Source organism: Apibacter sp. B2966, from assembly GCF_011082485.1.
In the GTDB taxonomy this organism is placed as follows: domain Bacteria; phylum Bacteroidota; class Bacteroidia; order Flavobacteriales; family Weeksellaceae; genus Apibacter.
On the sequence record NZ_CP049714.1, the window covers coordinates 708,882 to 729,854 of the forward strand.

Sequence of the window (20,973 nt, forward strand, 5' to 3'; positions counted from 1 at the left end):
CATATTTATTTTTATGGTAAATTAGCACTTTCATAAAAAATAACTATGATCGTCTTACCTTGTTTTTATTTTCCTCCTGTTTCTTATTTTGAAAAATGGATCCATTCGGAAAAGATCTATTTGGAACAGTGGGAAAATTTTCCTAAACAAACTTATCGTAATCGTTGCATTGTTCAAGGAGCTAATGGAAAATTGCCTCTTATTGTTCCTATTGAACATTCAGGAGCCAGAATTATAAAAGATATTAAGATTTCCTATGCGTCTTCATGGCAAAAATTACACATTAAATCATTACAATCAGCATATCAAAGTTCTCCTTACTTTGAATATTACGAAGATAAGCTAATCCAATTATTGGAAAAAAAAGAAACCTTTTTATTAGATTTAAATCTAAACACATTAGAATGGGCATGTTCTATCCTAAAGTTGGAATGTTCGTACGAACTAACGGATGAATATGTAAAAAATCCTCCGTTTACCGATGCGCGAGAAGCATTCAATGCAAAAAAAGAAAGTCCCTATAAAAATAAAAAATATATTCAGGTATTTTCAGACCGTTTCGAGTTTATGAATGATCTTTCCATACTAGATCTTATATGCAATCTTGGCCCGAAATCTGCTACTTACCTTACTAATGTCGAATAAATAAATAATTTTAAATGAAGATAAAACTATTAAGCCTAAGCTTCGCTTTTGCATTCTTTACTGCCAATGCATTTGCTCAAAATAACGTTCCGGCAGTTGATTCCCTTGCTTTAAAAAACTGGTATCATCAAAGTTATGAAAAAACCGGTATTTATGGTGTAGGGACTACTGATGCTATTGAGTTTTTAAAGTCTAAAGGACTCAAGCCCTCTCCTATTATCGTTGGAGTAATTGATAGTGGTGTACAAATTGATCATCCGGATTTGAAAAATAATATTTGGAATAATCCAAAAGAAATCGCTAATAACGGTAAAGATGACGACGGTAATGGATATGCTGACGATGTTCATGGATGGGATTTTATCGGTGGAAAAGATGGAAAAGATGTAGACCACGATACTATGGAATCAACCCGTATTGTTTCTTTATATGAAAAACTATTCGAAACCGGTGATCTGAAAACGAATGAAAAAAATCGGGAAAAGTATCCGAACGAATTCAAAGAATATCAAAGAGCTAAATTTATATATGATAAAGATTTAGGTGAAGCTAAAGATGCCCTATCTAATATTGAAGAGCAAAAAGCTTTGATAAGACAAATGACCACTGAATTACAAAATGCTCTGGGTGACAAACCTTTGACTCTTGAAAATGTAAATGAGGCAACTTTTACTGTTCCTCAATATAAACAAGCTTTCCTTCAGATGATTGCAAATAATAGCGATTTGGAAGGAAAAAATGCAACTCAAATCAATATGTTGGCGGATAGTGAAATGGGTGAAGCAGTTGCTTATTATTCCGGAAAAGTAGATTACATGCTTAATAAAAGTTATGATCCTCGCTACATTGTAGGTGATGATTATACTGATATTAAGGAAAAACATTACGGTAACAATGAAGTGGAAGGCCCGGATGCATTACATGGAACTCATGTTTCCGGTATAATTGCAGCAGTTAGAAATAATAATATAGGTATGGACGGTATTGCCGGTGATGTTGCAAAAATCTTAGTAGTTCGAGCCGTTCCGGATGGTGATGAAAGAGATAAAGATATTGCCAATGCTATATATTATGCCGTTGATAATGGTGCTAAAGTCATCAATATGAGTTTTGGTAAGCCTTTTTCTCCTAATAAAGAGAGAGTATGGGAAGCTATGAAATACGCGGAAAAAAAGGGTGTATTAATGGTTCATGCTGCCGGTAATGATAATAAAAATGTAGATACTGAGTATAATTATCCAACCAATTTTAAGGATAATGAGCATAAATCTTTTGTAAACAATTGGATTACCGTAGGAGCCAGTACTCGATATAATAATGCATTGAAAGCATCTTTTTCTAACTACGGAAAAGAAAAAGTTGATATTTTTGCACCCGGATTAGAAATTTACTCTACCGTTACCAAAGGAAAATATAAATTTTTACAAGGTACCAGTATGGCTTCTCCGGTTGTTGCGGGATGTGCTGCCCTTTTATGGTCTTATTTTCCTCAGTTAACTGCTGAACAAGTGAAAAATATATTATTCATAACAGCAAATAAATCCACTATAGAAGTAACGGCAGGTGGCGAGAGTGAAAACAGTCCTATGATTAAAACAACTTTTGATCAACTTTCAGCAACCGGAGGTGTTGTAGATGTTTTTAGAGCCGTGAAATATGCGTATGATAATTTCAACCCTGAAAAAGGAAGTAAAAAAGGAAAAAAATAAGTTGAATACTCTTTAAATAAAAAAAGCTATTTTAAATAAAATAGCTTTTTTTATGTTTCAAATTTAACGTTATGAAATTTTAGTAACTCCTTCCGTTAAAGCTTTAATTAAATTTTTTAAAGGTTTTTCAACCATGGCAGAAATAAACATATTAAATTTACCATCGAAAGTAAATTGAACTTCACTTGTACTATCTGTAACCTGATCTATCAATAAACTTAAGTCAAAATTCAAAGTTTCTTTAGCTGAACTTAATACAATTTTTGAATAAGGAATTCTTTCTTTCATTTTCAAGGCAATTTCAGGCATTCCTTTTAATGCAAAAACAAATCCATCTTCATCAGCCTCAAACTTATCAATGGTTTCAGGCATGAACTTTTTAAATTCAGAAGGCTGAGATGCTAACGTGTAAATATCTTCTGCCGATTTATTAACCAGTATTTTTTCTCCTTTAATATTCATTTTTGTAATTTTGGTAAAAACAAACACAAATGTACAAAATTTCTGTAAACGAAAGATTTCTTACCCTTGGTAAAAATAAGAGAAAAGGTGCCATTAACCTTCCATACGAAAATTCGAAAACTTTGGTATACGCTCTGGATATTTTGTACCATACGAAAATAAATTCCATTCATGTTTACTCATCTGAAACAAAAAAAGTTTGGAAAAAATTACAAAAAATAGCTACACCCGTGTATGCAGCGGGAGGATTAGTTAATAATAGTAAAGACAATTATTTATTTATTAAAAGAAACGGTTATTGGGATTTACCGAAAGGTCATGTGGAAGAAAATGAAACTTTTAAAAAAGCTGCCAAACGGGAAGTAGAAGAAGAATGTTCTATTTCTAATCTAAAATTAAAAAAATACCTAACGACAACTTATCATGTGTATCAATCTGAAAAAAAATACTTTTTAAAAATAGTTCAATGGTTTGAAATGAAGTATGATGGAAATGAAAAACCTAAACCTCAAAAAAATGAAGGAATTGATAAAGCCCAATGGATTAGAAAAAAGGATATCCCTAAACTTATGAAGAAAACCTATGTAAATATCAGGGAATTAGTCGGCATTTATGTTTTAACTAATTCTCGAATTAAAAAATAATTAATATAAAATTCAATAAAAAAAGGAGTACTATAATTACTCCTTTTTTTCTTTTTAAATCGTATGATTTTTAGAATGTAAATTGCATTCCAAATTTAACTCCGAATTTATTAACATCCGGCATATGTAAGTAATTCCCTCTCCAGTTAAAATCTACTCTAAAGATTCTTAAATTTCCAAACCCTATATTTTCGATACCAAATCCATATTCATAATAGATATCTTTATTAGGCGCTACATATCTGATATTAGAAGCATTCATATTCTTGGAGCCTTCGGATATATCTCCCCAAACACCTCTGAAAATCGCTACTTCTCTTAATTGTAATTTTTTCAATAAAGGAATATAAGAAAATATCCTTCCGTTGAAGTGATGTTCAACATGCAATGCCGTATAAATATCGGTTACGAAATCATAGTAATCCAGCAATGCAAAGGTATTATTTACGATACCGTAAGACTGGTTACCCGGTATAATTCCTAACAAGGATAAGGGCAATTTATTAAACGATTTACCGAATTCAAAAGTAACATTCGATTTACCAATCGGTCCCCAAAGGATCGGATGATTGTATAAAAATTGTATTTTATCATAGTTAAAATCACCATCCAATACTCCATTGAATCCTTTTATATATTTTAAAATTAAGGTTGGAGATAAAGTCGTATGCTCATATCTGTCTAATCCAAAACGAGAATATTTAGCTCCCGGTCTCGCTTGAATACTAAATGTTAAATGAGAATCATACAAATCGTTTTTAATATCTCCTTTTTTGTTGTAATAACCGATATTAAATTTGAAAGGATTCGCCGATTTTATGTATTGATAGGTTCCATCTAATCGCAATTGTACATTTTTCCACGGTTCAATAGACAAAAATGCATTGGTTTGATTGACAGAACTCAAATATTCATTACTTCCTCTGGATATGATGGAAGATGACGCAAAAGAACGGGTCATAATTCCCTCATTTTCTGTAAGCGAAGTCCCTAACTGAGTTATATCCCTTTTTGTTCCAGCACCTATCGTAAAACGATTGTATTTGTTTAACATCAAGCGCCCTTCAAAACCATATTTAAATTGATTATCTTTAAATCCGTATGCCGTATATCCTTCCACTCTCCACATATCATTGGGAGAGAAAAAAGTCCTGGCTCCTAAACGAATTCTGGTTCCTTCAACATCGTTATATCCTAGTGTTTGATACAGATTTCCAATGTCAATGGCATTACCCACATTGACATAACCTGAAGAAAGAATTTGTACAGCATCAACAATATTTCTAAATAATCGGGTTTTAGATACCTTGTCTACCATTTCATATGCCTTTTTATCATCTTCATTAAGACGATCCGGACGATTGTCGGCCCAAAAATCATCTTTCCTGTTATAAGCTCCTTCAGAAATAGGTTCCCATTGTTGATCTAAAAGTTTTTCTACAGTGCCTTGCGGCTCATCGAATTTATAATCATTGTAAGTTATGGTACGTTTTGCAAACATACCTTTTCCTCCTTCTTTTTTAGTTATAAGAGACATATCCAAAACCGTGTAATTTCGTAATGGAATAAAGATTGAATCATTGACATTGTCATAACTCAATTCCATATATATGTCTTTAACGAAGTTTACATTAATACCCGAAGTGGATTGTAAAGTTACTTGCTTTACTGCATAGGTATCTTTAGTAATATATAAATCTCCTTTAAAAGTAAGCTCATTTTCTCTTCGAGGCCTATATTTAATATAATAACAATCAATTCCATCTACGGAAACCGTATCAGCTAATAAATAATCGTATACGGAAAATCCAATAGTAGCTACCGGACTGGTGAATCCTTTATTAAAAAAGTTTAACACATTATCGTATATGTTAACATCTTTATACAAATTTTTAACCGTATTGGCTACAATATCATTATTAGGAATTCCGGAAGCTTTATTTCCTCTTAAAAAGGATTTTTCCCGTTTGGAAGGCGTATTTTGTCCAACTATATCGGAAAGGGATTCGTTAAGAAAAACGGGAATGTACGTTTTTCCTGAGATATCTAATGTATCTATGTCTTTGGCTGAAATGTTTAATTTTTTAAAGATTTTTTTACTTATAAAAGCACTATCAACATTATTTAAATCAAATTCGATTTTCTCATATTCTTTATATTGATAATTCTTAAAATTAGTCAAACCGTTGGTTCTTCTTCTTTTCCATAATTCACGCAGTATGCGGTATGCCGGATTTTCTTTTTTTGGTAAACGTTTTTTCGGAAAACCGGTAACTACTACCTCGTCTATTTCTTTTTCTTTACTTACGGTTCCTTTATCGGTTGATTGGCTACTATTTTTGCTTTTTAATTTGAGATTTACAATTAAGCCTAGATTATCTCCTCTTTGTAAGGGTATATATTTTGTCGGGTATTTATCTGTAATAATTTGTAACGTGTCAATGAATTTATTGGATTGTAATTCAAAATTACCGTCACTGTCGGTAGTGGCGTAAACCTGAGTATTTTTAAGAAAAATATCAGCATCCGTAATTGGCTTTTCTGTATCTTCATCTAGCAATTGACCGGAAACTCTAACGTAATTAACTTGCTGGTTTGAAGATAGTGATATACTATCCGTATCAATTTTAGTTTGATTGGTAATTGATGGAGGAATTGAGGATGTACCAATCTTATCTTTTTCAGAGAATTTAATAATTAAATTTAAGTTTTGTTTTTTATTGACAGGAAATGACTTTTTCTTATAATTTACAATCTGAACAACGATAGAATCAAAGTTATTTTTAGATTCGAGTGAAAAATATCCAATATTATTTGAAAGGGTTGAAATCTCGGGAGCTTCAGGAAAAGATATTTTTGCTCCTTCAATAGGACGCTGGGTATCCTGATTTATAATTACCCCCGTAATTTTGATTTGTGCATTATAAGATAAACTAAATAAAAATGCAAACAAAAAAAGTAATTTATTACTCATTGAACGTTATTTAAAAAAACAAAAAACTTTCGTTTGTAGATATCGAACAAACGAAAGTCTTAGTATAAATATTATATTATATGTATGTGGTTCTCAACAAAACAAAGCTTTACCGTTTTTCAAGAACTTCATCAATAAGTCCATATTCTTTAGCTTCTGAAGCAATCATCCAATAGTCCCTATCTGAATCCTTCTCAATTTTTTCAAAAGGTTGACCGGAATGCTCTGCCAAAATTTCATATAATTCTTTTTTCAGCTTCAAGATCTCCTTTAATGTAATTTCCATATCGGAGGCTTGCCCTTGAGCTCCTCCCAATGGTTGATGAATCATAATTCGGGAATGTTTTAATGCTGATCTTTTTCCGGCAGCACCGGCTGTCAATAATACGGCTCCCATAGAAGCAGCCATACCGGTACAAATAGTAGCCACATCGGGCTTAATAATTTGCATAGTATCGTATATACCTAGTCCGGCATACACTCCTCCTCCGGGAGAATTAATATATATTTGAATATCTTTATTGGCATCTGTACTTTCCAAGAACAATAATTGAGCGGTTACAATATTGGCTATTTGATCGTCTATACCTGTTCCCAGGAATATAATTCTATCCATCATCAACCGAGAGAACACATCCATTTGTGCTACATTTAATTTTCGTTCTTCAGTAATATATGGAGTCATTGAATTTACGTACTGATCTACCGCCAGACTATTAATTCCCTGGTGTTTTACTGCATATTTATGGAACTCTTTTCCTAAATCCATTTTTATTAATCTTTTTCTAAAATTTTTTACTTAATTTTCTCACTAAAACTATACCAAACAAGAGTCCCTATAGATAAGACTTTATTTTGTCAGCAATTTCAGTAAATTCTTCCGAACTCAGTGTCAATTTGTTACCAAAATTCATGTCTCCGATAGCGTTTAATGGGATCAGATGAACATGAACATGGGGAACTTCCAATCCTTGTACAGACATTCCTACCCGTAAACATGGAATAGCTTTTCCTACTGCCTGAGCAACCCTATAGGTAAAATCCATTAATTCATCATACTCTTCTTTGGGCAAATCAAACAGTTTATCGGTTTCTTTTTTAGGAATTACTAAGACATGTCCTATAACTACCGGAAATGCATCTAAAAAAGCAAGGTGTTTTTCGCTTTCTGCAACTTTATAACAGGGAATTTCTCCTGCTACGATTTTTGAAAATATACTTGCCATAGGTTGTAAATTTAGCTTATTAATCTAATGAAATTTCTAAAATTTCAAAATTAATTCGATTACCGTTCGGTAAATTTATTTCTGCCGTTTCTCCTACTTCCTTTCCTAAAAGTCCTTTAGCAATGGGTGTATTAACAGAGATTTTTCCGGTTTTTAAATCGGTTTCCGTATCCGGAACCAAGGTATACTTCATCTCCTGTCCATTGGCAGTATTCTTTATTTTAACAGAACATAATATAGCTACTTTAGAAGTATCAACTTGCGATTGATCTATTATTTTAGAATTAGAAATTATATCTTTAAGCTTAGATATACGCATTTCAAGCAGACCTTGTGCTTCTTTAGCCGCATCGTATTCCGCATTTTCAGATAAATCACCCTTATCCCTAGCTTCAGCAATTTGCTGTGTGATTTTAGGTCTTTCAACTTGTTCCAATTGATCAAGTTCCTTACGTAATTTATCTAGACCTTCTTTCGTTACATAATTCATGATACTATTTTTTGTAATTTTGCGTTGTAATTTATAAACATAAAAAAAATAACCCGACTCTTCACGGTCGGATTATCCGTATGCAAATTTAGCAAATTTATTATGATTAAAAAATTAATTCTTTATATATTATTAATTTCACAGTTATTCTTCTTCATCCAATGCGAAAATGGAAACAAAACAATTAGTTGTTTTCCTAATTCTTCTATAAGTTATTCAGCCGATCTCAATTTACCTCAATTCCAAAAATTATCCGGTATTAATGGTTATGCTTATATTGAAGCGGGTCCTTTAACCGGTACTAAGGGCTTAATATTGGTTAGAATTGAGGCTAATAAGTTTTTAGCCTACGACAGAAATGCACCGCATATTTGCCCGGGACCTAATACCCGATTGGAAGTAAAAGACGATTTTTATATCTATTGTCCTGAAGATGGAGCAAAATGGTCTCTTACTTCCGGTCAACCGTTAGAAATAGCTGACCGAGCACCTAAAATTTATCCTGCACAATTGATTGGAAATACGGTTATAATATCGTATTAATTTTATATAATATTTTTTATACTTATCAGTTATAATAATATACTTGTATAGTATACAAAAATTAATGCATTGCCTGAGCAGCTGTGAATTGTTTTCAAATTTATTTAACTACTTATTCACGCCTTTTTTTCAAATAAACTAGTAATGTGGTATAAAATTTTAAATAAATTTGAGATAATGATTCTTATATTCTGATACTATGTTAATTAATATAAATTTTATTTTATGATAGTAATCAGAAGCTTGTTGTGAATTGTTTTAAAATTTTATAAATTATAAATTAATTTGATAGCCTGAATTATTGTTATTAATTTTTTCATTTAGTTATGAATTTTTTTTCAATTAAGCTTTTCTAAACCAATTAGAGGTTTCTTCTTTCTCGTATAAATTACCTGTAAGTTGAATCAATCCTCTCCCTTTATAAAAGGAAGTACCGGATTTATATTTACTCGGTTTTTCTTGTGATAATTTAAAAAATCCCGTCTCTGAATTTACTTGAGCCAAAAAAGTAATCTTTTTGAATACCAATATTTATATTATATCTGAGCCTTTACGTGTACCTTGCTTGAATTATTCGGGAGTCTCCTTATCAGTAAATTGTTCCGCATAATCTACCATTTCTTTTAAATGGGGTAAATTATAGTAGTTGTTTTCTATAAAGGTATTTTTTAAATCATACCAAGGTTCCAAATCTTCTAATGAGGCGTGATATGCACCTAAGATATTTCCGTTTCCCCACCTTACGGTTCTTGATAAATGATATTTCCTAAAAAGCGGATCACAGGTATTGGCCATATACCCTATTATTTTATAACTATATCCTTTTTGCGCTTTAGTTAAATCACTTTTATCCAAATTCCAAAATAAATCTAATGTACTGTCGATTAATTCAATCGCATAGGTGCCTTCATTCTCATTAGTTATATGTTCTATCGTTTTTAATATTCCTTCTCTGATATATAATTTATCATCCGTTTTAAAATTATCTACAAAAATTAAATTTCTAACCTCTTGCCCAAACCTATATCCATCCGATTTATATCGATTATATAAACTATCTAAAACACTTTTATTAATTTTATCTTCCTTGTCAAAATTGAAATTTAATAATAAGTCATGGGCCAATTCTTTTTCCCTTGAAAGTAAATATGTCAAACCGGCTTTATCTCCATACATTAAGTATTTATTTAAGGTTATTACTTTCAAGTTTTGTTTAACCGAATACTCTTTTTTATCGATATTATTTATTTTTATTAAATCCTCCAAAAAAACCATGGGGGTTATTATTTTTCTTTCCTTGTCTATAAACAATTTCCATCCATCCCAGGCAAACGTATATTTATATTCATCAAAGGTTAGATTCGTTGTTTGGGAAAGTATATATTTTATTTCTTTATCTGTATAAGCTACCCCTCTATGATTGGCAAAACGAAGTGGATATAAGGTAACTATCGTTTCTTTGCTTTTATCCAGATCGATTCCAAAAAGATATTTTACACGTTCTCTGAATTCGGCATACTCCGGAAATTTATATCCGCTGTTAAACAGCGTTTTTTCAATTAAGGGTTGTTGCAAGTCTAAATCTTCCCGGGTGGCAACATACTCATTATCCGGAATATGATCTGCTACAAAAACCCGTTTTTGTAATTCAATATGCTCGGCTATTTTTTTTAAATCTATATCATTATTCATAACGGGCTTATTTTCTGTCGGTTTTTCAATAGGTTTTGTTGTTGTTTCTTTATTTTCATTATTAATTTGTATTGCCGTTTTAGTTTCTTGGCCTTGGCAAGAAAATAAAACCAATACTTGTATACATGAGACCAATATCTTTCTCATAATTCTTTATTTTTTTATTATTTTTTCTTTATTTCAAAGGTGTACCCTTGATCTTTCCACCGTATTTTTTTATCTGCCTTACTAAAGTGAACTTTTGGGGTATAAAAACGGCAGGGTGTAAAGCTTTGCCCATTTTTAGTTAGAGGGTGATCGAGCAAATGGTAAGAAATTCTTAACCATTTGAGTTTAATAACCCCTTTCATAAATAATTTCGAACTCATTCCATAAGGAGTTTCAGAAGAACTGATTGCTTCAATGGTGGTGACTATTTCCAGGGTTTCTTCTACTTCTTTTCCTTCTTCATTTTTCTTTTTTATCTTTTTTTCTTCATAATCGATAATTACCCCGGTATGGCCCATTCCTCCGCTTTTATTTTTCCATATAAATATATCTCCCTTTTGAGGTTTGTAATTTATATCATCATGTTTCAGTAAATATTCCGAATAGGTTTCACCAAAGTCGTGCAGTATCCTTGTATTTCCTGCCATTACCTTTTGACTCCATTCTATTTTTTGTAAATATCGGCACACTAATTCCGAACAATCCATCGTATTTTCTCCCGATTCTTCTACTCGGTTTTGATCGTTGGCATATCTTACTTTATACGATTTTCCTGCTTTTGCTTCTTCCTGGCTTATGGCCTTGGTTAATAACCAGTCTATTCCCTGTTGTATCTTTAAATCGCCATCAATATAGTCTAACGGCTTGTCTACCTTTTCACATTCTGCTACCTTAAATAGGACCTTGGTTGAGTTTTCTAAGGCTACGGATAATTTCCCTTCTTTTCCTCCTCTGTACCATACTTTTCTTTTATCCCGAGAATTCGTTTTTTTATTTAGTATATTTACAATCATTTCCACAACCCTATCATCGGAGTATTGACCGGTCTTATCTGCTTCCAAATACATTTTATCTTTATACCAGTCGGCCATTCCGGTTAGGGCTGCCTGATATGGGGTATAGCCTTTATCATTAATTGCCGAGGTAAAAACATTAAAACCACTGTCGGGCGCTTGTTGATCTATTTGCTCTTGAATTTTACCGTAATTCTCTCTTCCGGTTATCTGAAGCAATCCCCGACCTTTAAATCTCCAGCCGTCTTCCCCTCCTTGGTTTCCTAATTCCTTACGATTGCCGTAAGCTATTTCTGCTATTTTTCTTTGATTGGCCGGGTGCTGAGCCGTCCTTCCATATTGATAAGCTAATTCATTAGGAGGGCTTTTTTCATTCAAGGCCGGATTGGCCCGAAAAGCTTTAAAATGTTTGGGTAAATCTTCCGCAGCATAATTTAAACTTTCTCCTTCTAAGGCTCCTTTTAAATCTAAGCCTGATTCTTCGCGAGATTGTGCAAAAAAATGTGCTTTTCGTGCACAAGTGTCTAAGTTAAATTTATCTTTATTTTAAAGTTTATTTAAAAAGGGATTATTATTTTATCGGTTTGGCTCTGGATTCATAATTTAAAGGTTGGGGATCATCATTTAAATAATCTTCATAACCTTCAAATATATTTTCTTCTTTTTTAGCTGTTTCATACCATTCTTTAAATTTGAGTAAACCGTAATAATTATTCTTTTTAAATTCTTTATCATATGTGCCATCATCCATATAATGCCAAAAATGCCCCATAAACATTTGATTATAATCATAGTGTTTATCGTACTTAAATTGTTCTCCCCAAGTTAATAGATAGGCTGCTATTTTTGCTATTTGTGCATCACTTAATTCTTTGTTAGCATTTAGATGTTCTATATTTGAAAGATATTCAGCTACATACATAATATATAAATTTTCATTTGGAGTGGACATTTCTTTTAGAAGATTTAAGGTATTTTGATGTACTCGTATTTCTCCATTACAATCTTTAGTCCATAATAATTTTCCCAACTCCTCCAAATCATTGTCTTTAGCATAAGTATGAAAAAATGGAAGATGGGTATTTTCTAGTGCCCACTTCAATAGTTTTTTATCTTCAGTATAACCAAAAACAGTTATTAAACGCCTCATAAAATAGTCATCTTTAGTAACCAACCATGGAAACTGGCTTTTATCGTCAGTAAATAAATATTTGTTTCGTGAGATTAAACGCTGTTGATTAAAATATCTTTCTTGCGGTAAATTATTTAAATCTTTCCACATCGATACCTCAATTACACCATCTGCAGTATCAATCGTATATGAATTTTCTTCATATTTTGATAATTCAGGGTATATTTTCTGATAATCTATAATTTTAGGGATAGCATCAAAATAAGTTATAAAATGATCTTTTTTATCAACATATAAATATTGTGCATCTGCAGAATATGGATAAAATTCTAACTCTTTATTACATTTAGAATTTTCATAAGCATCTATTTTTAAATACTGATTTTTAGAATTATTATCTATAATTCTTCCAAAAATCATTTTTATTTTTTGATTAAAATCCTCCCTTTCAGGTGTTTTATATCCATTATTTTTTAAAATAGTGTCTTCAATTTGTACTAAGGCATCTAAATCTTCCTTTCCATATGTTTCCCCCCAATATTCTGAACTAGCACCTTCTTTAATTTGTTTTATTAGTACGTCTTTTATTTTAGATGTTTCCATTTTTTTTTCTTCTATTTTTTTGTTTGTCAGACTCACTTCTTTTTTTTCTTGACAATTCATTATTGCAAAAAGGGTGATTGTACTAATTAATAATAATTTGGTTTTCATATATTTTTTATCTTGAACTTTCTCCTTTACTGGTATCTTGAGTTTTTTGGTTTAATTTTTTATTTGCTTCATTGATAGTGGCATATTCATCATTTTTATTCAGTTTATCTTCTTCTTTAATAACGTATCCTTTAGGCTTAAAAAAACCTCTAAGTTTTTTATATATTTTTACTCCTTTTTCGGTATAAGAATAGAATGTGCTACCATCAAATTTATAATTAGGTGAAAGGGTTATCATGTTTCCTTGATTTCCCCCTAAACCAATATAGGTGTTTTTATCTAATAATCTTCCATATACTAAGGTTACATGTCCTGAACCTTTCATTTTTCCATTTGAATAACAATCTGAAAATACAGCTATGGCACCAAAGAACGCCTCACAAGGCTCTAATGTACTGTGATTGAAAAATATACTTGAACTAGCTGAATGAGGTGATTCAAATTTGGGCATTGAATTTTCTAAGCACCAGGATACAAATGAGGCACACCATGCTATCTTACTACCACTACCTGAAAGTCCTCCTGCTTTGTGATATTCTCTTATTCTTTTGTCAATTGCTTTCTCATGTTTACCGCCGTAATTAATTATCTCTTGAATAGCGGTTTCCATCCATGGCGCCCTGCCTTCTGAAAAACTTAAAGGTTCGTCTACTTTCCCACATTCTGCTACTTTAAATAGGACTTTGGTTGAGTTTTCAACGGCTACGGATAATTTCCCTTCTTTTCCTCCTCTGTACCATACTTTTCTTTTATTTTTTGACAATTCTGTAGTTCCAGGATTTAAAATTTCAATAATATTCTCAACTATACCATCATCAGAAAATTTACCGGTTTCATCTGCTTCCAAATACATTTTATCTTTATACCAGTCGGCCATTCCGGTTAGGGCAGCCTGATATGGGGTATAGCCTTTTTCATTAATTGCGGAGGTAAATACATTAAAACCACTGTCGGGCGCTTGTTGATCTATTTGCTCTTGAATTTTACCGTAATTCTCTCTTCCGGTTATCTGAAGAAGTCCCCTTCCTTTAAATCTCCAGCCGTCTTCTCCTCCTTTATTTCCTAATTCCTTACGATTGCCGTAAGCTATTTCTGCTATTTTTCTTTGATTGGCCGGGTGCTGAGCCGTCCTTCCATATTGATAGGCTAATTCATTAGGAGGCCCCTCTAATTTTCCTGTGCTGCTGAAGTTAATAAAATGTTTGGGTAAATCTTGCGCAGCATAATTTAAACTTTCACCTTCTAGGGCTCCTTTTAAATCTAAGCCCGATTCTTCCCGAGATTGTGCAAAAAAATGTGCTTTTCGAGCACATGTGTCTATGTTAAAGTTGTCTTTATTTTAAATTTTATTTAAAAAGGGATTATTATTTTATCGGTCTCGCTTTATGCTTATAATCTAAAGGTTGTGGTTCATCATTTAAATAATCTTCATAACCTTCAAATATATTTTCTTCTTTTTTCGCTGCTTCATACCACTCTTTAAATTTAGGTAAACCATAATAATTATTCTTTTTAAATTCCTTTTCATAATTGCCATTATCAATAATATGCCAGAAATGCCCCATAAACATTTGATTATAATCGTAATGTTTATCGTATTTATATTGCTCTCCCCAATACAACAAATGAGCAGCTATTTTTGCTTTTTGTTCTATTGTCAATTTTTCTTCTTTAATTGCAGAGGATACCAAATAATTTGATAAATACTCAGCTACATACATGATATATAAATTTTTATCCGGTGTAGACATTTCTTTTAGAATATCTAAGGTATTTTGATGAACTCGTATTTCTCCATTACAATCTTTAGTCCATAACAATTTTCCCAATTCTTCTAAATCATTTTTTTTTGCATAAGTATAAAAAAATGGAAGATGGGTGTTTTCAATCACCCATTTCAATAGTTTTTTATCTTCCGTATAACCAAATTCTGTTACTAAACTGCGCATAAAAAATTCATCTTGCGTAACCAACCATGGAAACTGGCTTTTATCGTCAGTAAATAAGTATTTGTTTCGTGAGATTATTTCTTGTGGTAATTTTATTTTATACGAATTATCGGGATTAATTTGGATTAAATCTTTTAGATACGGTATAATTGTCACAAAATGATAATCTTTACTAAAAAAATAGTTTCCCACATCAATAAAAGGGCTAAATTTTATATTGTCAGCTTTTATTACTTCTCCATCTAACACTGTTGAGAATCCATATAATATATAATTATAATTATTATCGTTTAAATAATACCAGTTATAAGCACATTTATCACTATATTTCCTTTCATAATTAAATATTTTTTGCATCTTTAATTTGAAATCATGATCAGTTATATCTTTAAAACCATTGTTCAGTAATCCTATATGTATAACTTTTAAGGCTAATTCTAAGTCTTTTTCGGTATATTCATACGGATCATCAAACTCTAATTCAGCTATTTCTAGTCTTTTTTGTAATTCTATATGCTTTTTAATTTCTTCTATATTCAACATAGTATCCGATTTTTTTAATTTGACGGTATCATCAATAGATTGAATTTCTTTTTTGTTTTTTTGTACGGTTTCGTTTTTCGGGGTTTCCTGACAAGAAATAGTTAAAATATTTCCCAGTAGAAATAATATATTTATTATCTGTTTTTTCATAAGTTATAATTAATTTGTTTTTCCTGTTGATGGTTCTGCTATAATTCCAAATTTTATATTTAATATTTTTGCACTTTCATATATATCATTATCCGTTAATTTGTCTTGATCTTTAATTTCATAGTCTTTTGGAACATAAAATCCATGAATTTTTTTAACATTTCCTATCATCTCTCCATAGGAATCGAATCGTATTGTATCATCTTGATTCCCTCCTAATAAAATATATCTTCCACTTTTTGTCTTACCATAAAGAAAACCAGTATGCCCTTTCCATTCTTTTATATGTTTGTAAACTACTAAACAACCATAAATGGGTTCTGATATTTGTTTATATTTATCTTTTGTTAAATTATGTGTTGGGGCTAATGATGATGCTGATTTTGCATGGTTATATGGCATATTTGTCTTAGGATTTATAGTCTGTCCTATAACCCAATTCATAAAAGCGGCACACCAAGGACCATTTTCCCCATCTGTGGGTTTAGTCTTAAGTCCACAATATTGTAAATACTTTTTAGCATTTGAGTACATGGGCTCTTTACCTTCTTTACAACCTTTCATTTCTTTAGCTATACTTTCTGCAAGTTCCATCCACGGCGCTCTCCCTTTAGTGTTTATAAACTCCAACTCTTTCTCTCCTTTGCAAACAGCTTTGTCGTATTTAAACCATGTTTTTAACTTTCTAAATCCTTCTTTGCGTTTTTCCCAACCATGCGGATCGGGTTTATCTTTATGATCGGGCGAATATCCGTTAAGTATTTTAGATTGCAGCCAAAAGTATTTTTCTTCCTCTGAATTAATATTTTTAAAGATATTATTAGAGATTATTTTTGAATTTTATAATAAACTCTATATTTAAAAAATTGGTTATAACAGCATAAATGTCGTATAGACATAGAATTTTATTTTAATATATATAGTTCAATTTAAACTGTAATGTGTTTTTATTTTATATGATCATCTTCTTTTATACATTGTTTGTTGAATTAAACCTGTTATATTTAAATATATTTTTTATTTTATTGGTTCTGCAATACGCCTGTAATCATAAGGGTTTGGATCATCTTCCATTCCTTCTCCTCCATTAAAATAATCTTTTTCTTTCTTCGCTGCCTCATACCATTCTTTAAATTTAGGTAAACCGTAATAATTATTCTTTTTAAATTCTTTTTCGTAAGCCTCTCTTTCAAAATGATAGTAATAGAATCGGGTCATAAACATTTGATTATAATCATAATGTTTATCGTATTTATATTGCTCTCCCCAATACAATAAATAAGCAGCAATTTTTGCTTTTTGTTCTATTGTCAAATTTTCTTCTTTAATTGCAAAGGATGCCATATAATTTGATAAATACTCTGCTACATACATAATATATAAATCGTCATGTGGGGTAGATAATTCTTTCAGTAAATCCAAGGTATTTTGATGTACTCGTATTTCTCCATTACAATCCTTGGTCCATAATAGTTTTCCCAATTCTTTCAAATGTTTTGTTTCGGCAAACTTTGAAAACAGTGGTAAATCCGTATTTTCAATCACCCATTTCAATAGTTTTTTATCCTCAGTATAACCAAATTCAGTTACCAAACTGCGCATAAAAAATTCATCATGCATAACCAGCCATGGAAACTGACTTTTATCGTCATTAAATAAGTATTTGTTTCGGGAAATTAATAATTGTTGATTTATAAACCTTCTTTTTGCTAAGTCTTTTTCATTTTTCCAAAGATTCAATTTTACATTGTTACCATCTTTAACTATATGAATTTTAATTGAATCTTCAATTTTAGCTAAATTTGGATATTCTTTTTGATAATTTATTAATTCTGGTAGTGCATACAAATCTGTTATAAAATTTATATTCTTTATTATATAATATGATGGTAGATTTGCACTAGCAGTATTTTTATTTCTATAAAAATTGATTACTCTTTCACATTTATCTATTGGAGATAAATATAAATATTTTAAATCTGAGTTAGAATTTATTATTCTTCCAAATAATACTTTAATTCTCGAATTAAAATCTTCATTATTAAGAAATCTAAATCCTGAAATTTCTAATTTTTCCTTTAATATAGGAATTGTCACTTCTAAATCTTTATTTTTATAATTATATGTTTCTCCATCAGCTGTTTCCTCATATAAGCCTGATGAGCCTGACTATAATTGATCTTTCAAAATATTTTCTACAGTTAACATATTTTTTTGAGTTTTTAAATTTTCGGATATTCTTTCGCTTAATTTACTATCTTGACCTTTACAGTTTGGCAATATGATTAGAGATAGAATAATTGTTATTTTTTTCATATATAATATTTAACGAGTACTTGTATAATCTAATGTATAAGCAGAAACATTTAGTTTTGGCAATTGTTTATCTTCATTTGTCGGAGTATAGTTTTTAGGCTTAGATAACCAAAATTCACTATTCATTTTAGACTTGGAAATTTTGCCGATGCAAATTGTTCTTTTTCCAGGACCATCATCATCAGTTTTATCAGATTGATTTCCACCCAAATAATAAATTAATTTTTCATCTTCTGACTGTCCTAATACAAAAGCTACGTGGCTATAACTAAAAATAATTATAGCACCAACAAATATATCTTTTATGTTAAGGATTGCTTCAACATCATTAGATCTTTTACTATGTATCCCTTTATTTGTTTTATGCTCTGATGAAAGCCAATTAAACGCCGTTACTGAATCATATGAATCAAACACATAATTATAATCTGTTGTTTGTGCAAAACACCATCTAACAAATGCTCCGCACCAATACCCTTTTTCATTATCCCAGGTATCTTTAGAAGTTCTAAAATATTCAATTACTCTTTCTTTTAAAGGAGTTCTATTTTGTCTTATACCTCCATACTTTTTAAGTTCTTCTTCAGCAAATAACATCCATGGCGCCCTATTTCCTGTATCTAGTTTCAACTCTTTCTCTCCTTTGCAAACAGCTTTGTCGTACTTAAACCATGTTTTTAACTTTCTAAGCCCTTCTTTGCGTTTTTCCCAACCATGCGGATCAGGTTTATCTTTATGACCGGGCGAATATCCGTTGAGTATTTTAGACTGCAACCAAAAATAATTTTCCTCCTCTCCACTTTCTTCCATAACCAAAGCCAATCGGTTTAAACTTTGATCTAATCCTTTACTAAAACGCTCCCTTTTCCATGCCTTAACTTCTTTTATTTGATTAGAATCTCTTGAATCATATTTCCATGTTGAAACCCTTTTAAAAACCTCCCATTCCCAACCGGCACTGTCTATGGCATAATGTAGATCTTTGGATATCAAATCAGGATCGCTGATAAATATTCCTTCCTCTTCTTTTTTCAGATACCCATTGTCTGCTAAATATTTTCCATACTTTTCATAAGGTCCGGGAACACTATAAGCGGTTCCATCCTTATTTAAATTACCGGTAAGTTGAATCAATCCTCTCCCTTTATAAAAGGAAGTACTGGATTTATATTTACTAGGTTTTTCTTGCGATAATTTAAAAAATCCCGTCTCTGCATTTACTTGAGCCAAAAAAGTAATCTTTTGTATGCAAGAATTAATTCCATATCTGCGAAACATTTGGTTTAATTCCCTAGTCAAGCTTTTTACGCTGTTGTCATTAATCAATCCGTCGGACCACAGTTTCGTATTTCCGTTCATATGGATCAGCAATTGTTCTATTTCTTCTTCGGTAAAATCTCGATGACAATAACAACCTTTTTTCTTTTAAATTTTATATTCACCCTTTAATTTATACTGGAGAATATTAAATTTTTTAAACTATTTTGAAAAAGGCCCTTTCTTATATGTAGCTTTGTATAGATAATCCATAGGTTGTGGATCATCTGATAAGGTTTGATCATTTTCAAACATATCTTTTTCCTGCTCTGCTTCTAAAAACCATTTTTTTAGATTAGGTATGTTGTAGTAATTGTTTTTCTCAAATTCTTTTTTATATTTTTTTTCGATATCTTGATAATGTATGAACTTACCTAAAAACATTTGATTATAACCATATTCTTTGTTATATTTATATTGTTCTCCAAAGGCTAATAATGTGGCTATTAGTTTTGCTTTTTGCGAAAAATCAAGAGGAATATCTTTATCTTCATTAGACAAATAATTTATATATTCTGCTAAATACAATATATTAACTTCATTTCCTGATTGAGAAGAAGGTACTAATAATTTTTTTATTAGGTTTAATGTTGTATCATGAATTTTAATTTCACCATTACATTGTTTTGTCCATAAAAATTTCCCGAAATTTTCCAAGATTTTATCTGATGGATATTTCACATATTTAAAGCCTTGTTTTTTAAAAGCCCATTCTAGTAATCTTTTATCCTCTGTATAGCCGAAAACGGTTACTAAAGATTCCATAAAATATTCATCATGGGTAACCAGCCATGGAAAATGGCTTTTATCATCATTAAATAAATATTTGTTTCTAGAAATTAATAGTTGCTTATTAAAATTTCTATTTTTATGTAAATCATTATCATCTTTCCACTGAGAAGCTTTTACCTGAACTTTTTCAATTTCATCTTTTATTATTATATCTTCTTCCTCATATATTTTAATATCAGGATATAACTTAATATAATCTAAAATTTGAGGTAGAGCGTAAAAATAAGTAATAAAATAATGTTTTTTATCAACATATAGATATTGTGCATCTACTGAATAGGGGTAAAACTTTAACTCTTTATTACATATTAATTCTTCATTTGTATCAATTTTTAAATATTGATTTTCAGAGTTATTATCGATAATTCTTCCAAAAATATTTTTTATTTTATCATTAAAAATCTCTTTTTTAGGAATTTTATACCCATTGTTTTTTAATAAGGTATCTTCAATAGATATTAAAGCGTCTAAATCTTCTTTACCATATTCGCTATAACAACTATATTTTTGATCATTTCCAGCTTCAATTTGTTTTACCAATATTGGAAATATATTTTCTATATTCATATTAATTTGCTTTTTTTCAAAAAATGATTTATTTTCTTTATCTTGACAATTATATAATGATAAGGAAGATAAAAATAAACCGATAAAAAATATTTTGTATTTCATTATAA

General features: G+C 30.6%; 20 protein-coding genes. 4 read left to right on the top strand and 16 right to left on the bottom strand.

Annotation, left to right across the window (positions count from 1 at the left end):
- Positions 1–45 precede the first annotated feature (45 nt).
- Together G8C43_RS03035 and G8C43_RS03040 are read left to right on the top strand one after the other, a co-directional pair.
- Positions 46–645, top strand: coding sequence for a WbqC family protein (locus G8C43_RS03035; RefSeq protein WP_166004075.1), 600 nt, complete (start codon positions 46–48; stop codon positions 643–645).
- A gap of 14 nt (positions 646–659) precedes the next feature.
- Positions 660–2,354: a S8 family peptidase gene (locus tag G8C43_RS03040; protein WP_160564850.1), complete on the top strand. Its 1,695-nt coding sequence runs from the start codon at positions 660–662 to the stop codon at positions 2,352–2,354.
- Between the two features lie 69 nt (positions 2,355–2,423).
- On the opposite strand, the gene G8C43_RS03045 is transcribed toward G8C43_RS03040, so the two are convergent.
- A complete protein-coding gene (locus G8C43_RS03045) occupies positions 2,424–2,816 on the bottom strand; it encodes an SRPBCC family protein (RefSeq protein WP_160564849.1) in 393 nt (130 codons plus the stop codon).
- Positions 2,817–2,845: 29 nt separating this feature from the next.
- Here G8C43_RS03045 and G8C43_RS03050 point away from each other — a divergent pair, with 29 nt between their 5' ends.
- Positions 2,846–3,460, top strand: a complete 615-nt coding sequence (locus G8C43_RS03050) for an NUDIX hydrolase (RefSeq protein WP_166004077.1) — start codon at positions 2,846–2,848, stop codon at positions 3,458–3,460.
- Positions 3,461–3,530: 70 nt separating this feature from the next.
- Here G8C43_RS03050 and G8C43_RS03055 read toward each other — a convergent pair whose 3' ends face one another.
- The 4 genes from G8C43_RS03055 to greA all read right to left on the bottom strand — a co-directional run bounded on the left by G8C43_RS03055 (position 3,531) and on the right by greA (position 8,150).
- Complete coding sequence (locus G8C43_RS03055; RefSeq protein ID WP_166004079.1) at positions 3,531–6,434, bottom strand: DUF5686 family protein; 2,904 nt, start codon at positions 6,432–6,434, stop codon at positions 3,531–3,533.
- Between the two features lie 109 nt (positions 6,435–6,543).
- Entirely contained in the window at positions 6,544–7,203 is a 660-nt protein-coding gene (gene clpP, locus G8C43_RS03060; protein ID WP_105297863.1) for an ATP-dependent Clp endopeptidase proteolytic subunit ClpP, read from the bottom strand.
- A gap of 67 nt (positions 7,204–7,270) precedes the next feature.
- Positions 7,271–7,660, bottom strand: coding sequence for an HIT family protein (locus G8C43_RS03065; protein ID WP_160564843.1), 390 nt, complete (start codon positions 7,658–7,660; stop codon positions 7,271–7,273).
- Between the two features lie 19 nt (positions 7,661–7,679).
- Positions 7,680–8,150 (bottom strand): transcription elongation factor GreA, encoded by a 471-nt coding sequence (greA, locus tag G8C43_RS03070; protein WP_105297865.1) that lies wholly within the window; start codon positions 8,148–8,150, stop codon positions 7,680–7,682.
- Between the two features lie 102 nt (positions 8,151–8,252).
- On the opposite strand from greA, the gene G8C43_RS03075 reads away from it, so the two are divergent.
- Positions 8,253–8,693 (top strand): hypothetical protein, encoded by a 441-nt coding sequence (locus G8C43_RS03075; protein WP_166004081.1) that lies wholly within the window; start codon positions 8,253–8,255, stop codon positions 8,691–8,693.
- A 342-nt stretch (positions 8,694–9,035) separates the two neighbouring features.
- Here G8C43_RS03075 and G8C43_RS03080 read toward each other — a convergent pair whose 3' ends face one another.
- The 11 genes from G8C43_RS03080 to G8C43_RS03130 all read right to left on the bottom strand — a co-directional run bounded on the left by G8C43_RS03080 (position 9,036) and on the right by G8C43_RS03130 (position 20,968).
- Positions 9,036–9,197: a hypothetical protein gene (locus tag G8C43_RS03080; protein WP_166004083.1), complete on the bottom strand. Its 162-nt coding sequence runs from the start codon at positions 9,195–9,197 to the stop codon at positions 9,036–9,038.
- A 66-nt stretch (positions 9,198–9,263) separates the two neighbouring features.
- Positions 9,264–10,532 carry a hypothetical protein gene (locus G8C43_RS03085; RefSeq protein WP_166004085.1) on the bottom strand — a complete coding sequence of 423 codons (1,269 nt, stop codon included), beginning with the start codon at positions 10,530–10,532 and terminating at the stop codon, positions 9,264–9,266.
- A gap of 17 nt (positions 10,533–10,549) precedes the next feature.
- The gene (locus G8C43_RS03090) at positions 10,550–11,764 is read right to left on the bottom strand and encodes a peptidoglycan amidohydrolase family protein (RefSeq protein WP_166004088.1); all 1,215 of its coding nucleotides are present in this window, start codon (positions 11,762–11,764) and stop codon (positions 10,550–10,552) included.
- A gap of 193 nt (positions 11,765–11,957) precedes the next feature.
- Positions 11,958–13,229, bottom strand: a complete 1,272-nt coding sequence (locus G8C43_RS03095; RefSeq protein WP_166004092.1) for a hypothetical protein — start codon at positions 13,227–13,229, stop codon at positions 11,958–11,960.
- A 7-nt stretch (positions 13,230–13,236) separates the two neighbouring features.
- Positions 13,237–14,106, bottom strand: a complete 870-nt coding sequence (locus G8C43_RS03100; RefSeq protein ID WP_166004095.1) for a hypothetical protein — start codon at positions 14,104–14,106, stop codon at positions 13,237–13,239.
- A gap of 487 nt (positions 14,107–14,593) precedes the next feature.
- Positions 14,594–15,871 carry a hypothetical protein gene (locus tag G8C43_RS03105; RefSeq protein WP_166004097.1) on the bottom strand — a complete coding sequence of 426 codons (1,278 nt, stop codon included), beginning with the start codon at positions 15,869–15,871 and terminating at the stop codon, positions 14,594–14,596.
- A 9-nt stretch (positions 15,872–15,880) separates the two neighbouring features.
- Positions 15,881–16,501 carry a hypothetical protein gene (locus G8C43_RS03110; protein ID WP_166004100.1) on the bottom strand — a complete coding sequence of 207 codons (621 nt, stop codon included), beginning with the start codon at positions 16,499–16,501 and terminating at the stop codon, positions 15,881–15,883.
- Between the two features lie 387 nt (positions 16,502–16,888).
- Entirely contained in the window at positions 16,889–17,968 is a 1,080-nt protein-coding gene (locus G8C43_RS03115; RefSeq protein WP_166004103.1) for a hypothetical protein, read from the bottom strand.
- 72 nt (positions 17,969–18,040) lie between these two features.
- Positions 18,041–18,187 carry a hypothetical protein gene (locus G8C43_RS03120; protein ID WP_166004105.1) on the bottom strand — a complete coding sequence of 49 codons (147 nt, stop codon included), beginning with the start codon at positions 18,185–18,187 and terminating at the stop codon, positions 18,041–18,043.
- Positions 18,188–18,196: 9 nt separating this feature from the next.
- A complete protein-coding gene (locus G8C43_RS03125) occupies positions 18,197–19,546 on the bottom strand; it encodes a hypothetical protein (RefSeq protein ID WP_166004108.1) in 1,350 nt (449 codons plus the stop codon).
- Positions 19,547–19,666: 120 nt separating this feature from the next.
- Positions 19,667–20,968 (bottom strand): hypothetical protein, encoded by a 1,302-nt coding sequence (locus G8C43_RS03130; RefSeq protein ID WP_166004111.1) that lies wholly within the window; start codon positions 20,966–20,968, stop codon positions 19,667–19,669.
- Positions 20,969–20,973 lie beyond the last annotated feature (5 nt).

What these genes read in the sequence shown, in the direction of transcription:
- G8C43_RS03120 (WP_166004105.1), bottom strand. Translation starts at nt 18,187, where the DNA reads ATGAAAAAAATAACAATTATTCTATCTCTAATCATATTGCCAAACTGT.
- G8C43_RS03100 (WP_166004095.1), bottom strand. Translation starts at nt 14,106, where the DNA reads ATGGCCGACTGGTATAAAGATAAAATGTATTTGGAAGCAGATGAAACC.
- G8C43_RS03040 (WP_160564850.1), top strand. Translation starts at nt 660, where the DNA reads ATGAAGATAAAACTATTAAGCCTAAGCTTCGCTTTTGCATTCTTTACT.
- G8C43_RS03045 (WP_160564849.1), bottom strand. Translation starts at nt 2,816, where the DNA reads ATGAATATTAAAGGAGAAAAAATACTGGTTAATAAATCGGCAGAAGAT.
- greA (WP_105297865.1), bottom strand. Translation starts at nt 8,150, where the DNA reads ATGAATTATGTAACGAAAGAAGGTCTAGATAAATTACGTAAGGAACTT.
- G8C43_RS03035 (WP_166004075.1), top strand. Translation starts at nt 46, where the DNA reads ATGATCGTCTTACCTTGTTTTTATTTTCCTCCTGTTTCTTATTTTGAA.
- G8C43_RS03095 (WP_166004092.1), bottom strand. Translation starts at nt 13,229, where the DNA reads ATGAAAACCAAATTATTATTAATTAGTACAATCACCCTTTTTGCAATA.
- G8C43_RS03075 (WP_166004081.1), top strand. Translation starts at nt 8,253, where the DNA reads ATGATTAAAAAATTAATTCTTTATATATTATTAATTTCACAGTTATTC.
- G8C43_RS03130 (WP_166004111.1), bottom strand. Translation starts at nt 20,968, where the DNA reads ATGAAATACAAAATATTTTTTATCGGTTTATTTTTATCTTCCTTATCA.
- G8C43_RS03105 (WP_166004097.1), bottom strand. Translation starts at nt 15,871, where the DNA reads ATGAAAAAACAGATAATAAATATATTATTTCTACTGGGAAATATTTTA.
- G8C43_RS03125 (WP_166004108.1), bottom strand. Translation starts at nt 19,546, where the DNA reads ATGAACGGAAATACGAAACTGTGGTCCGACGGATTGATTAATGACAAC.
- G8C43_RS03055 (WP_166004079.1), bottom strand. Translation starts at nt 6,434, where the DNA reads ATGAGTAATAAATTACTTTTTTTGTTTGCATTTTTATTTAGTTTATCT.
- G8C43_RS03065 (WP_160564843.1), bottom strand. Translation starts at nt 7,660, where the DNA reads ATGGCAAGTATATTTTCAAAAATCGTAGCAGGAGAAATTCCCTGTTAT.
- G8C43_RS03085 (WP_166004085.1), bottom strand. Translation starts at nt 10,532, where the DNA reads ATGAGAAAGATATTGGTCTCATGTATACAAGTATTGGTTTTATTTTCT.
- G8C43_RS03050 (WP_166004077.1), top strand. Translation starts at nt 2,846, where the DNA reads ATGTACAAAATTTCTGTAAACGAAAGATTTCTTACCCTTGGTAAAAAT.
- clpP (WP_105297863.1), bottom strand. Translation starts at nt 7,203, where the DNA reads ATGGATTTAGGAAAAGAGTTCCATAAATATGCAGTAAAACACCAGGGA.